Consider the following 15,344-nt stretch of genomic DNA (forward strand, 5'->3'; position numbering starts at 1 on the left):
GCTTTTTCTCGGTATCTGAAGATATCTAGAGGTCCATTTACAAAAAATTAAGGATGCTGTGATAGATTTAATATAATAACGTTCACTAAGCACAGGGTCTGTCATGAGCAAGCAAAGAATTAGTCTAGAATCAATCGATTTCCCCAATGCAAATCTTGATAAAGTTTTTGATCAAAACACAGGCAGGGCAATCTATACCGACCGATGGCTGCGGGATCGTTTAATTTATGCGGCAATTCTTGGCAAATACACAGACGATGCTATTTCCCCTGAAAATTATGGGGCATTTTCTTTTTTGGGTGCGTCCATTTATGATTCTGTTGCACGGTGTTTCGATGACTATGGGCGCCTGCCAATCTCATCGGATGAATTGCGGCTTTCATTGGATCGATTTGTTGTTGCCGGCACCTTAAAAGGGGAGGGGGATATTTTTTGCCTGGCGATTTCACCTCGACTGTTGGCTTCATTTTCTGACAATGTTGATTTTATCGTGCGCGATCTTAAGGCGTCCATCGAGCAAGGGGATGATCCTGTTCAACAGTGTCTTGAGGACTATGGCCACCCGACCAACCTGACTGATTTGTATCCGATTGAATCACGATACGGATTGATTCGCGCGATTCATTTATTGGACTCCTCGGAACAAAATCGTGTGGCGCTTGTTGTGAAAAATCTAAGATCATCGCACCTTTATAAAAATTCCTTGATCAATTCGATTGATTTACAACTCAACGAGGATAGTCACGCGTCGTGGGTTGCTGCCATCACGCCACACCTAAAGGATGCAACCATTTATGACTTAAGTGCTGAATTTAGCGAAGCAGTTGGTGGCCTTGGGCGGGTTCAGCAATATCATATTGGGTGGATGCGTCGCCTTGGGGCAAATGTTATTGCCTGCGAACCACAATATAAATTCCTTAGAAATGTTAAGGTTGACCCGGATGATTCCGATGAAATCGCCTTTGATCCATCCCTGTTAAGTTACCCAACAACCGTCATCAGTAAAGAAACATATCAATTTTCATTTGGTGGAAAAGAAATCCCCATGGAGGTTTCGCGTTGTCTCAATGAAAAGGGGATTTCGGTTCTGCAGTTTTCGGACGTTCCAGATCAAAATGGGGCCTACCCTTTTGGATATTCTTTCATGAGGAACGTTTATAAATACGCACAGGATCATACGCGGCACTCTCTCGAGGCGCCCGCCCATGATAACCTTCCAACGTGGATTCAGTTTGGGGCATTTTTTGCCAAGGCATTGTGGGTTTATATTCGCAACACAGAATATGCCCGTTATCAGGAATCCCAACAACAGGGAAACCCCTATCATCCCGCCATCATTAATGCAAACGAAGCCCAAACGTTACTGGTCCCCGTTTTTCGTTTGATTGACTACCGTGATGCTGTAAAACGCGGCGACACAGATTATGCAACATTTTTGCGAAACTTTATGATTTGCGGAACGACCCATACCTATAAAAACCGGGGGATTTTTGATGAAATAAAGTCCGGTGCTTACAATAAAGAAAAGCTTTATGTTTTGGGCATACCCGAAGAATTTCATTATTTATTTGCTAGCTATCCGTTAACCTCTGCAGAAACCGAGATCCCCTTTGTGACCGGAAATTCCTTTATGGATGTGACAAGTGCTGGTCTAAAAACGGCAGAGATTGCCAAGGGCGTTTCGGCATTGCATGCGAAGGAGGTTCACGCCTGGGATCCAACCGTGAAAAAGATTTATGGCATTGCGAATGGTGATGCCATCGAAGATTCAGCGAAATATTTCGTTGCTTATCTTGGGGAATTGCAAAATCGGGGGGATGTTCCAAATGATGTAGTGTATCCCTATATTCCATCGGGGGTTGTAAGGGCCGTTAAACGTTTTGCCAAAGAAAATCTAACATTAAAGAATCGTTCGCTGAAATTGAATCCCGATCAATTGGTTGTTGCCTATAGTGGGCGCTGGGTCGAGGAAAAGCGCTGCGCCGTTGCATTCAATTTCCTAACCGAGGGTCGGGATCTTATTCTGGATGATTCCAACACCGTCATTCGCCTTGTAAAGGCAGGCATTCAGGTTGTCATTTATGGCAATGTTCAGGATTACGAACCCTATATAGCGGAAAAAGCCCGGGAGCTTCAAGCCTACATAAAAAATAATTTAAAGGACTGGGCGATAAATTCCCTAAATCCACTGGGACAATTTATTTTTGTTCCGAATTTTAGTTTGGATGATCAGCTTCGTCTTTTACCGGCTGTGGATATTCAAATACAATGTTCGCAGCGGGCGACGGGCGCGTCCGAATATACGGAATCCAATGTGACGGCAAATGGGGGGCTGTCTATGGGGTCATCCTATCACGAGGGAATCATTCAAAAGCACGGGATTCCCCTAAACTTTGGTGTGACAGGATGGGGAAATTCAGTGGTGCCCGTGCTTGAAACGCCATCAAGCTATTTTGATCAAATTCTGAAAATAGACCAGTTGCGCAAGCAGTCGCTGCTTTATGACTATCAATCAAGCAGCATTTTAACTAGCTTGGCTCTTAATGCCCAACAAACAGCCGCTGAATATTTGCGCCTTTGGGAAAAGCATTATCACCCATCATCACCTTTTTATTACCAGAAGTTTGATTTGCCTTTGGTGGAGAGCCAAAATAAGCTTGCAAATGAGTAAGTTTTAGGCCAAATTTACCCCAATAGGGTGGTCAGCCCTGGACGCTATTTTGCAGTCTTGACAAAAGGGATTTTGTGGGCCACATGAAAATGTGTCAATGCTGCTTATCGCCGGAAAGTGAAAGATGAAGGAATCATTCAAGCCAATACTGATATCGTCTTCTTTTGAACGTATCCATGGTTTTTTTATTTCAAATATAAAGCAAGATTTAATGTATGCAAATAAATGATCTCTCATCAAAAATATCAAATAATCGCGCCTTTATAAGAGCGGCCATTGATAGAGTTATCGATAGAGGCTGGGTGATCCTTGGACCAGAGGTTAAACAATTTGAAACCAGTTTTGCGGCTTATCTGGGTGCACACCATTGTATCAGTGTTGCCAATGGAACGGATGCGATTGAGTTGGCTTTAAAAGCTCTTGAGGTCAACAAAGGGGACTGCGTAGCAACGGTTGCCAACGCAGGTATGTATACAACAACCGCCTTGTTGGCGATTGGTGCTTTGCCATTTTTTCTTGATGTAGACAAAATGACGCACAATACAACATTGGCCGAAGTTGAGCGCGCCATTAAAGAGGGAGCAAAGGCCGTCGTTGTTACACATCTTTATGGATTGGCCGTTCCAGAAATCGAAAATATTGCTTTGCTGTGTCGTCAAAACGGGGTTCCTCTTTTGGAGGATTGTGCACAGGCACATGGTGCAATGATGAATGGAAAGCGCGTTGGTACGTTTGGCGATGCCTCTAGTTTCAGCTTTTATCCAACAAAAAATCTTGGCGCACTTGGCGATGGCGGCGCTATCGTGACCAACAGTTCTGCTGTCGCTGAAAAAATTTCCCGTCTTCGTCAATATGGATGGACGGCAAAATATCGGGTCGAGATCCCTGGTGCACGTAATAGTCGGCTCGATGAAATGCAGGCTGCTATTCTTTTGGCTTTTCTTCCAAGTCTTGATTCCAGCAACGATCGGCGACGTGAAGTTGCAAAACAGTATAATGAAAAAATACATCATCCAAAAATCGATGTACCTGGACACCACGGAAACGGGTATGTTGCGCACTTGTACGTTGTGCGTAGTCAAGATCGGGACAGTCTGCGCGCCCATTTGCAAAGTTTAGATATTGCATCTGATGTGCATTATCCAATTCCTGATTACAGACAGCCGGTATTTGGGGGCCACTTTTCGGGGACACACCTAGAAAACACCGACTGCTTGGCTAGTGAAGTATTGACGTTGCCGTGCTATCCGGAAATGACCGACAGAGAGGTTGATCAGGTTATTTCGGCTGTCAATGCGTGGCAATCATGAAATTCTCTGTCATTATTCCGGTTTATAAAAACCAAGGGTCGATCCCACGATTGCTTCAAACATTGACATCTATGAGCCATGAATTGAACGGCCCCATGGAAGTGGTGTTTGTGGTTGATGGTAGTCCTGATGATTCTTTTGTATTGCTTCGTGATGCACTTGATGGGCTGGATTTTTCGGCACAGCTGTTGGTTCACTCCAGAAATTTTGGGTCCTTCCCTGCTATACGTTCGGGATTGATAGCGGCTCGTGGTCAGTATTTTGGCGTAATGGCGGCCGATTTACAGGAACCCCCAGATCTGCTAATTTCCTTCTTTAAGGCTCTTGATGCCGATGAATGTGATGTAACTATTGGAACGCGAATAAGTCGCAATGATCCATTTATGTCCCGACTGGCATCGGGTGTATTCTGGAAATTATACCGACGCCTGGTTGTTCACGACATGCCAGAGGGGGGTGTTGATATTTTTGGATGCAATCAACTGTTTCGCGATCAACTGGTTCGGCTGGAAGAATCTCGGTCCTCTCTAATAGCTCTTATCTTTTGGTTGGGATTTCGACGCAAGCTTATTGGCTACGAACGCCTTGCCCGCCAAGAGGGTGTCTCAGCCTGGACACTCAAAAAGAAGATTGATTTCATGATGGATAGTGTCTTTGCTTTTACCGATTACCCCATTCGATTGTTAACCAAGATTGGAATAATTGGATGTGCACTATCTGTTGTTTTTGCAGCGATTGTATTTTCTGGGCGTCTATTGGGGGCAATCACTGTTCCGGGTTATGCGGCGATCATGATTGCTGTGTTTTTTTTCGGAACGCTCAATTTGTTTGGGCTTGGTTTAATTGGAACCTATGCTTGGCGTGGCTATGAAAACAGCAAGCAACGACCGCTATCTGTTGTGTCAATGAGATTTGAAAACCACAAATGAAGCGTACGAGATAAACGATGATAGAATTAAAAAAAATTCACCCGACATTTATTGTTGGATTTTCGTTTTTATTAATTATTGGGTTTTATTTTTTTATTGAGCAAATATTAAGGCCTGTTGGTGGTGATGCTCCCTCTTATATGGAGATAGCCAGGGCATACAACTCAAAAAGTATCGTTGCTGCGCAAACTGACTCACATAGGACATTCGCTTATCCATGGATATTGTCATTGCTCATAAAGCTGTCTGGTATTGCCAATTTTCCAGATATATTGCTCATATTCGTGTTTCAAACGACGGCGTATTTGTTTGCAACGCTTCTGATAGTCTCCTCGGTTTCGAACCATTCATCCAAGTTGGCATCGATATTATTTGTGGCGCTTTGCTTTAATATTTATGTCATTCCGTATCACGGCATAACCCTTACAGACTCATTATATACGTCCATTTCCATAATGATCTTCGGTATTTTGATTCGTCTGGAATGCTTATCTGCCCCAGGAAATAACGATCTCGTTAAGTGGATTTTTTATTTAATATTTCTTTTAAGCTGGGGGATTGTCATTCGCCCGGCTGCAATTTGGCTTTCTGTGCCAGTTTTTTACTGTATAGTTCGACTGTTTACGAAGGGTTATGTTAAAATAACTGATCTAATTTTGGTTTTAATTACAGGAGCAGTCCCATTATATATTCAAATATGCTTAAATGTTTTGAATTACAAGGTAATTAGCTTTCTTCCAGCTGCAAATTTAGGGGGAATGCAAATACAGTGGGGTATTGAAAATGTTAAATACGGCACTTGGATGGGTAATGGCGGTATTGGTAATTACTACTCATCGAAGTCGATAATAGGAACTGTAACAGACCCAAGTATTAGGTGGTATTTTGGCAATCCATCCAAGGCCATAAGGTTGTTGAGTTTGAAAATGGTTGGGGCATTCGATTTTGATTACCTTATGCCCTATCCATATCGAAAATTAGCCCTTGGATGGATCCCTTCATTTTTATCATTTTCAATACTTTGGTTTGGTTCCTTGGGTGTCGTTTTTCATCTTTTTACTGGAAAATTAAGGGCACTGGGATCTCGTTTTATGCCATTGATTATTTTTCTGAGCTGGTCATCTGTTGCATTGATATCAGCGTTGGAGCTAAGATTTACACTGCCTCTTCTTAGTTATTTTATTGTTGTTGGGAGTGTTTTTATATTTTACCTGCTAAATGGTAGCAAAAAATGGATCTGTATTTCTTTTATGGGATGCATTATTTCTATGCCAATTTTTTATATTACGGCTAAATTTATCAGATCTCTTAGTAGTGTAATTTCTTAGTAATAACAAAATCACTGCGATTCTGAATTCGATTCATTTTTTATGAAATGTCAAGGAATATAAATGTTACCAACGATCAAAATTCACAATACTGCCGATGTCCAGACAACCAATATCGGATCCAGAACAACAATCTGGCAATTTGTATCCATTCTTTCGGGGGCACAAATAGGTTCCGATGTTAATATTTGCGCCCATTGTTTTATTGAAAACGATGTGATCGTTGGAAACCGAACAACAATTAAGTGCGGTGTTTATCTGTGGGATGGCATTCGTTTGGGGGATGATGTTTTTGTGGGGCCAAACGTTACTTTTAGCAATGATAAATACCCACGTTCAAAAATTTATCCAGATTCCTTTCTTGAAACCATCGTCCAAGACGAAGCCTCTATCGGTGCTGGGGCTATATTATTGCCAGGAATTACCATAGGTCGCGGAGCAATGATTGGTGCTGGCGCGGTGGTTACCAAATCCGTACCGCCCTATGCCGTTGTGGTTGGCAATCCAGCAAAAATTGTTGATTATACTAAAAAAACAACATTGGCAGACGACGTAGCCCCCTCAAAACGAATCGGCATAGGTGGTGTGACCCTGTGCCGCCTTAAACGCATCAATGACAAGCGCGGAGATCTTTCGGTTGGGGAATTTCCAACCGACATTCCATTCAACCCCAAGCGGTATTTTCTGGTTTTTAATGTTCCAGATAATGAAACCCGCGGTGAACACGCCCATCATGCGTGTCATCAATTTTTAATTTGCGTAAAGGGGAGCTGTGTGGTGACCGTTGATGACGGTGAATCCCGCCAGGAAATCTTGCTTGAATCACCCGACGTAGGTATTTATTTGCCCCCCCTAATATGGGGCGTCCAGAGAAAATACTCCAACGACGCTGTTTTGCTTGTATTTACATCAGACTATTATGATGTAGATGACTATATTCGAAATTATGCTGAATTCGTTGAGATTGCTCAGACGAAAAACCGGAAGTTAGATGTTGTGTTCATCCCCCAAGACGATCTAAGATCTAAAAATTAGTTTTCTGTCAAAGCGCGACAAATAGTGAATCTTACCCCAAACAAAAGTCATCAGGATTTTTCTGGTCCGTTAAATTTTTTCACCGTATTGCGCAGTGAATGGAGGTGGTGTCTTTTTGGGGCCATTGTTTCATTTGTGCTAGCCAGCGTTTTAGTGACTGGATTTCCCCGGGGTTTAGTGCCAAATCTTGCATATCCTTACATCTATGGTGGGGATGGTCTAAGTCATCTGTGGATGATACGGTGCATTATGGAGGGGTGGATATTTGAAAATTCCCGAAACGGATTCCCTTTTGGATCTGGTTTTCTGGATTATCCGGGATCGGACTTTGGCAATCTTCTTGTTTTAAAGTTGATTGGTTTTTTTTCCGGGGAAACCCAGTCGGTCTTTAACTTATTTTTCTTGTTGAGCTTTCCGGTGACGTTTATTACGTCCTTTTGTGTGCTGAAATCAATTGGTTTGATTCGTTGGTATGCTCTTGCCGCAGCCGCACTTTTCACATTTTTGCCGTTTCATTTTCAAAGAATACCCCACCTTTTTTATACGTGGTATTTTGTTGTTCCGTTATTTTTTTATGCAGCCTTTTTTATTGCCTATAAAACGAATAACGAAACGGTTTATGGTGGAAATTGGAAAAAGAATCTTTTTAAATTCATTTTTTTCATTAGCCTTGCGTTGTTTGGAGTTTATTATGCATTTTTTGGAGCCATAGTCTTTGCTGTTGCGGGACTTGCTGGCTGGGGCAGAAGTGGCGATATTTCCTGCATAAAGCAGTCCGCGATCGCCGTTGCCATTGTATCTTTCGGTGTATTAATAAATGTCGCCCCTAGTATTGTTTATAAGTGTATGAATGGATCGAATCCAGAAGTGGCAAGAAGGAGCTCTGCAGAGGCAGAAATTCATGGACTTAAATTGATCCAGATGGTCATTCCGCGCGCCGACCATCGGATAAAGCTTTTTTCTAAAATAACGCAAAAATACCAAGTGGGTCGCCCGCTTGTCCATGAGAACGCAACCGCTACCCTTGGAATCGTAGGGGCGTCTGGATTTTGTTTCCTTGGATTGGTTCTTTTGCTTAAACTATCGGGTCGATCAGTTGATTCACGTCTGGTGTTTTTGTCGATGATTGTTTATGTTCTTTTCTTGTTTGGTACAATTGGTGGCCTTGGGGCGATATTTTCTTTTTTCATTTCGCCCCTTATGCGCGGATGGAACCGAATTAGCGTTTTTATCGGGTTTGGTTCAATTGCTGCATTTTTTTTCATACTTCAGGATAGGATTGAACGTTTCGGCTCTCGGTCAAAATCAACAGGAGCATTCCTGGTATCGGCCGGTATTGTGCTTTTGTTGGGATTATTCGATCAAACTGTTACCAATTCTATGCCTGGTGATTCGACCAAAAGCGCCTATAAATTGGATAAAGATTTTATTGAGCAGATTGAACGGTCTGTTCCGAAAGGAAGCGCCATCTACCAATTGCCGTACATACCATTTCCAGAGGCCCCGATACTTCATCGATTGGATGAATATTGCCTAACGGCGGGTTTTATCCATTCAAAATCGCTGAATTGGAGTTACGGCGGAATAAGGGGTCGCAAGGGTGACCTTTTCTATAAAGCCCTTTCCCAAAAACCAACCGCAGAACAAATTAATACAATACGAAAAATGGGTTTTTCTGGGATTTATATTGATCGGCGCGGTTTTGCAGACAATGCGGATGCGCTCATTAATGAACTGACTGCGCTGCTTAAGGCTGAACCAACCCTAAAAAGGGCGGATGGCGAGGTTGCTTTCTTTCGATTGGAACCAATACTTTATGCCTCGGCTGAAAATACACCTTCTATGAGAAATGGATTCCATTCATGATAAACAAATGCCTTACAATCTCCTTTCTTAAATCACTATCATTCTATGCATTTCTTGTTGTATCCATTTTTCTGATTTCATTTTATATGATTCATTACGATGATTTTTACTTTGGTTCTGATGCCGCTTGTCAAGTTTTGTTCGCAAATGAGGTGTTTGAAACGGGGCAGTTTTTTCCAAAAGATTTTTATTTTGGAAACGGCGATTTTCATATTTTTCAAAAATATCTTGCTATTTTTCCGTTTCTTTATTTTTTTAAACCTGGGTATGTGCTGTATACGCTAGCGGAATTTGTGGCTACTTTCTTCTTTTTGCACAGTATTTGGCTTTTGACATCTCTTACAGAGGCCTCAGCACGAAAAAGATTGATCTTTATTGCTTTCATTTGTTCTTGTATTTCCGCACCCCTGAGGGATAGTTTGTTTGGTCTTGGAATTTATTCTGCCTATGTATCAGTTATGTTTTACATGATGTATTACAATTATCTTTATATGGTCTGCGAACAAAGTTCAAAAACATTAATGAAATTATGTTTTTTATTCTTAATATCATTTATTTCCAATCCAAAAAGGGCATTTTTTTATAATGTCATTCCTGTGACATGTGCCTCATTTTTTTATTGCTATGTCTTGCAAAATATTAAAAAAGATATTGCGCTCAGATGTCTAAAAATTCTAACCATGGTAGCTGCTGTTGGATCCGGTCTGTACTTTTACTTCCTGCACAAAGTTTACATGGTGGGGACAGTAGAATTTTTTCCACTTAATTCATTAAGAGTTATATTGAACAATATCCTTGATTTGCGTTTTTACGGACAATACATATATGATGTTCCATGTTTCTTACTATCAATAATAGGTATCATATCATTTTATATTGTTTGCATTAATAGTTTATTTCACAGAAAAGACAATGGTTTATTTTATATTTTATTATGCTCGGTAGTATCCTTTCTAAGCTCTCTGTCCTTTTTGGTTTTAAAACTGCCCGCGGATATTGCTCGAACTAGTTTTAGATACCTTGATATCTCCTTTGTGTTGTTATTGGTGATATTTTTCTTCAGTCCTCGCAAAAAAGCCTTTCTGAAGTTAGCTTATTATATCGCTATGGCCTGTTTTATTCTTAATTTCTACATGTTTGCACAGATCACAAAAAATTATGACGCTGTTATTGATCGATCAAAACAAAATGTATTATCCGATTTCTTAAGTAAAAATGATTTAAAATATGGATATGGAGCATACGAAAATGCAAACGCTGTTACTGCTTTAAGTAATAATGATGTAAAATTAAGATCTATATTATTTTATTCAAATCGTATAATTCCGTTTCGCTGGCTTTCGTCTGAGCGATGGTATAGGCAGGATGCTTGGGTTGGAAAAACGTTTCTAGCGCTAACGGCGGAAAAAGCTCATGTCATTGATTGGAATATTTTGGAAAAATATATCGGAAAACCAGAAAAAGAATTAGAATGCGGACAATTTAAAATTTTCATTTTTCCCGAAAACATAGCAAAATATTTGCCAGGATGGGACATGACTTATTTGAATAAAGCAAGTTTTCTTGCAAGCAAGGATAAAAATCATACTGCGGGGACTTATGTCGAAACATATCGCGATCTTGGCCCTGCGATAGTTGCCCAACCCAAGGAAATTGGTTATTTGCATTTTGGACCCTATGTGGACGTTGAACCCGGGGAATATGAGATTGAGTTTGATATACTGGCCGACAGTCACGACGCACAAGATGTTCTAAAGATAGACGTCGTAACCAATGCATCAACCCCACTGAAAGAAGAAAGCATGAAAGAATGCAATGGTATAAAACGCCTGCGAGTTAAGCTCGATCAGAGAATGACGCTTGAATTTCGTGTGTATTCATTGGGTTTGGTTCCTGTCGTTTTCAAAAGCGTTAGCATTCAAAATGTAAAAGGATTAAACAAAAAGGAGCAAACTTTACCATGATTTTTGTAACTGGTGGCGCGGGGTTTATTGGTTCCAATTTTATTTTGGAATGGTTTTCAAAAACAACCGAAGCCCTTTTAAATTTAGATAACTTGACCTACGCAGGAAATCTTGCAAACCTGGAATCTGTAAACGATAAGGCACACTATCATTTTGTCAAGGGGGATATTAATGATCGCACTCTCTTGAATGCTCTTTTTGATGCTCATAAACCTCGTGCGCTTATTAATTTTGCTGCAGAAAGCCACGTAGACAGATCCATTCACGGGCCTGCTATATTTATCAAAACAAACATCGAGGGAACATTTGCATTACTAGAGACGGCCAAAGAGTATTGGAGTTCCTTGGCGGCGGATGATAGGGAAAAATTCCGTTTTTTACATGTTTCAACCGATGAAGTTTATGGATCCCTGGACGAAGATGCTCCGCCATTTTCTGAGACACATCCCTATCAACCAAACAGTCCCTATTCGGCCAGCAAGGCTGCTAGCGATCATTTAGTGCGTGCATGGCATCATACTTATGGATTTCCAGTTTTAACGACGAATTGTTCAAATAATTATGGGCCCTACCAATTTCCTGAAAAGTTAATTCCCTTGACCATTGCGCGTGCTTTGCAGAATAAAAATATTCCCATTTATGGTGATGGAAAAAATATTCGCGATTGGCTGTATGTTGGGGATCACTGTAATGCCATTATGGTTGCATTGAACGAGGGAAAAGTTGGCGAGACATATAATATTGGCGGTTGGAATGAAATCAAAAACATTGATATCGTAACAACGATTTGTGATCTGCTGGACGAACTAAGGCCAGACGCCCTTGGGCCCTATAAGCGGCTCATTACGTTCATACAGGATCGCCCTGGACATGATCGTCGATATGCAATTAACGCAACAAAAATCCACAAAGACCTTGGTTGGCATCCACAGGAAACGTTTTATACAGGCATCAGAAAAACCGTTGAATGGTACCTAAGCAACCAAGACTGGGTGAAAAATATTGAAAGCGGGAGCTATCAGAATTGGATCCAGAAAAACTATAGCAATTGTTTGTAGGGGAAATTTTTGAGATGAAAAAACGTAAAGGCATTATATTGGCAGGCGGATCCGGTACCAGATTGCATCCCCTGACCACTGTTGTTTCAAAACAATTATTGCCAATTTATGATAAGCCTATGATTTATTATCCGCTGTCAACCCTGATGCTGGCTGGAATTCGGGATATTCTTATCATTTCAACGCCCCATGATATGCCTCAGTTTAAAGAATTACTGGGAGACGGATCCAAATGGGGGCTTAACTTTGAATATATCGTTCAACCTTCTCCGGATGGTTTGGCGCAAGCCTTTATTTTGGGCGAAGATTTCTTGGAAGGTGGTCCATCGGCCCTCATTTTGGGTGACAACCTGTTTTATGGCAGCAGCATCCAAAGTATACTCCATCGTTCATCCGCAAAGGAAAGTGGTGCAACAATATTCGCTTATGCTGTTCACGATCCGGAACGATACGGCGTTGTGCAATTTGATTCCCAAAACAAAGTTATTAATATCGAGGAAAAACCAAAAAAACCGCTATCGCGCTATGCAGTAACGGGTCTTTATTTTTATGATGAACACGTCGTTGAAATAGCCAAGTCTGTTAGGCCCTCTGAACGGGGTGAATTGGAAATCACAGATATCAATAATGAATATCTGCGACAATCTAATTTGTCAGTAGAGATCTTTGGGCGGGGATATACATGGCTTGATACGGGTACACACCAAGCCATGCTAGAGGCATCCCAATTCATCGCAACAATACAAAATCGCCAAGGATTTCAAATTGCAAACCCAGAGGAAATTGCATGGCGTCAAGGGTGGATTTCTCTCGATCAGCTAAAAGATCTTGGGGGGATTTTAATGAAGTCTTTATATGGAAAATACCTATTGGATTTGGAATCCTCACCAAAGGGCTCTAGCTGATAGAGGAGATTGCCTTGGACGAATTATGCAGCAGCCTTTAAAAGGTGGCAAAATTGTGCTACGAAGGAAGATACACCAATTTAAAATATGCGTAGGCTGTGGAGGTTTTTTTGAGCCAGGTTATTAAATTCCTTGTCCCTGTTGTTGTGGGATTGTGTTTGTTCTTTATGCCAATGCCGGTGGGCGTTGATCCAAAGGGCTGGCACTTGTTCGCCATTTTTGTCCCTACAATTCTGGGAATTATCTTGAAACCGCTTCCCATGGGACCTGTGGCGTTATTGGGTTTGGTGACAGCAATCCTGACGGGAACATTAGAACTAAAAGACGGATTATCAGGATTTTCTTCGCCCGAAATTTGGTTGATCGTTTTTGTATTTTTTATTGCCCGCGGAATTATTAAAACGCAACTGGGAACCCGGGTTGCCTATTTATTTGTCCGGATGCTTGGAAAACGAACACTGGGCCTTGGATACGGAATGATATTGACAGAATTATTCATAGCCCCCGGTATTCCTAGCAGTGCCGCCAGGGCGGGTGGCATCATGTATCCAATTTTGCGATCCATTTCCCAAGCCTTGGGCAGTGATCCAGAACACGGAACAGAAAGAAAACTGGGCAGCTATTTGACCCAGGTCTGCTTTCATGGAAACCTAATAACAAGTGCTATGTTTTTAACCGCTATGGCCGCAAATCCAATTGTGGTGTCCATTGCTGCAAAAAATGGGGTCACGATTACTTGGGCAAATTGGGCCTTGGCAGCCTCTGTCCCGGGGTTAACCAGCATTATTCTGATCCCGCTTATCCTGTACTTTGTTTATCCGCCAGAGGTTAAAATCCTGCCGGAGGCTGTCACCATTGCCAAACAAAAGTTGCATGAAATGGGCCCAATCAGCGGATCTGAATGGATCATGTTGGGCGTCTTTTCCATGATGTTGTTTTTGTGGATTTTTGGTAAGCAGTGGGGTATATCCACCTGCACAACGGCACTGTTGGGGTTGTGCTTATTGCTTGTCACAAAAGTCTTAACCTGGAAAGACATTCTAGAGGAACACGAAGCCTGGCATATCCTTGTGTGGGCATCCATTCTGGTCATGATGTCGGCTTATCTGGAAAAATTCGGATTCATTGCATGGTTTAGTGGATCCATGGAATCAATGGTATTAGGGTGGTCGTGGATGGCTGCTTTCATGGTATTGGCGCTTGTTTATTTTTATAGCCATTATTTCTTTGCCAGCAATACAGCCCACGTCAGCGCGATGTACGCCGCATTTTTGGCCGTATCCATTTCAGCGGGGGCACCACCCCTTTTGGCGGCGATGGTTTTAGGATTTTTAAGCAGTTTATTCTCAAGCACAACACATTATGGATCAACACCAGCTGTTATTTTGTTTGGAACGGGCTATGTGACAATGACAGCCTGGTGGAGCCTTGGGTTTTTAATCAGTATCGTCAATCTGTTGATATGGTTCGGTGTCGGCGGAATTTGGTGGAAAGCGTTGGGGATTTGGTAATGAACGCATCGCTTTCTGAAATAACGGCCGGTATTGTTGTTATCGGGAACGAGATTCTATCCGGTCGCACGCAAGATACAAACGTAGTCTATATTGCCCAGCACCTTACGGGGCTAGGAATAGATTTACAAGAGGTGCGCATCGTTCCTGACACAGAAAGCGCCATCATTAAGGCTGTCAATGAATTGCGCCCATTGTATACTTACATTTTTACAACTGGGGGTATTGGATCAACCCACGATGATATTACGGTCGTAAGCATCGCAAAAGCTTTTGAGTGTCCGTTAGTTGAAAATCCCGAAGCGATGAAAATATTGCAGGATAATTATGGTGAAACACAGTACGATTCTGTGCGTCGCCGAATGGCATTGATGCCCGACGGGGTAAGGCTAATTAATAACCCTGTGTACAAATGCCCATCGTTCCAAATAGAAAATGTTTTCGTTTTGGCTGGGCTTCCTTTGATTATGCATGATATGTTCCAATCCATCTTGCCGCGCCTCAAAAGGGGGAGGCCTATTTTCAGCTGTTCTGTAACAAGTTCCCTGTTGGAACACGTTATAACCGACGCATTATCAGAAATTCAGGATGCTCACCCCCAACTATCCATTGGCAGCTATCCCTTTCATGAAGCCAATCGTCATGGAACAAGCTTTGTTGTGCGCGGAACAAACAGAGATGACCTGACAAAGGCAATAGACGATTTGGCTGCGATGGTTCGATCTTTTGGTGCGGAACCCATTGTGGACTGTTAAAAATTAAGGCAC

Annotated in this window: 11 protein-coding genes; all 11 read left to right on the top strand. The window is 41.8% G+C overall.

Annotated elements, in window-relative coordinates; genetic code table 11:
* Positions 1-103: 103 nt before the first annotated feature.
* The 11 genes from NTX76_06165 to NTX76_06215 all read left to right on the top strand — a co-directional run bounded on the left by NTX76_06165 (position 104) and on the right by NTX76_06215 (position 15,332).
* On the top strand, positions 104-2,671 hold the full coding sequence (locus tag NTX76_06165; protein ID MCX7338842.1) for a hypothetical protein: 2,568 nt from the start codon (positions 104-106) through the stop codon (positions 2,669-2,671).
* A gap of 215 nt (positions 2,672-2,886) precedes the next feature.
* Positions 2,887-3,981, top strand: a complete 1,095-nt coding sequence (locus NTX76_06170; GenBank protein MCX7338843.1) for a DegT/DnrJ/EryC1/StrS family aminotransferase — start codon at positions 2,887-2,889, stop codon at positions 3,979-3,981.
* Positions 3,978-4,910, top strand: coding sequence for a glycosyltransferase family 2 protein (locus NTX76_06175; protein MCX7338844.1), 933 nt, complete (start codon positions 3,978-3,980; stop codon positions 4,908-4,910). Before NTX76_06170 ends, NTX76_06175 begins: the two co-directional genes overlap by 4 nt.
* 17 nt (positions 4,911-4,927) lie before the next feature.
* Entirely contained in the window at positions 4,928-6,238 is a 1,311-nt protein-coding gene (locus NTX76_06180; protein ID MCX7338845.1) for a hypothetical protein, read from the top strand.
* 63 nt (positions 6,239-6,301) lie between these two features.
* Positions 6,302-7,273: a WxcM-like domain-containing protein gene (locus NTX76_06185; protein MCX7338846.1), complete on the top strand. Its 972-nt coding sequence runs from the start codon at positions 6,302-6,304 to the stop codon at positions 7,271-7,273.
* Between the two features lie 24 nt (positions 7,274-7,297).
* Positions 7,298-9,139: a sugar translocase gene (locus NTX76_06190; protein ID MCX7338847.1), complete on the top strand. Its 1,842-nt coding sequence runs from the start codon at positions 7,298-7,300 to the stop codon at positions 9,137-9,139.
* A gap of 86 nt (positions 9,140-9,225) precedes the next feature.
* Positions 9,226-11,103 carry a hypothetical protein gene (locus tag NTX76_06195; GenBank protein ID MCX7338848.1) on the top strand — a complete coding sequence of 626 codons (1,878 nt, stop codon included), beginning with the start codon at positions 9,226-9,228 and terminating at the stop codon, positions 11,101-11,103.
* A complete protein-coding gene (gene rfbB / locus NTX76_06200; protein MCX7338849.1) occupies positions 11,100-12,161 on the top strand; it encodes a dTDP-glucose 4,6-dehydratase in 1,062 nt (353 codons plus the stop codon). Before NTX76_06195 ends, rfbB begins: the two co-directional genes overlap by 4 nt.
* 14 nt (positions 12,162-12,175) lie before the next feature.
* Complete coding sequence (rfbA, locus tag NTX76_06205; protein MCX7338850.1) at positions 12,176-13,066, top strand: glucose-1-phosphate thymidylyltransferase RfbA; 891 nt, start codon at positions 12,176-12,178, stop codon at positions 13,064-13,066.
* A 110-nt stretch (positions 13,067-13,176) separates the two neighbouring features.
* Positions 13,177-14,577: an anion permease gene (locus NTX76_06210; protein MCX7338851.1), complete on the top strand. Its 1,401-nt coding sequence runs from the start codon at positions 13,177-13,179 to the stop codon at positions 14,575-14,577.
* Complete coding sequence (locus tag NTX76_06215) at positions 14,577-15,332, top strand: molybdopterin-binding protein (GenBank protein MCX7338852.1); 756 nt, start codon at positions 14,577-14,579, stop codon at positions 15,330-15,332. The genes NTX76_06210 and NTX76_06215 overlap by 1 nt, the downstream gene beginning before the upstream one ends.
* Positions 15,333-15,344: the final 12 nt, after the last annotated feature.

This window comes from Alphaproteobacteria bacterium (genome assembly GCA_026400645.1).
Classification (GTDB): domain Bacteria; phylum Pseudomonadota; class Alphaproteobacteria; order Paracaedibacterales; family CAIULA01; genus JAPLOP01.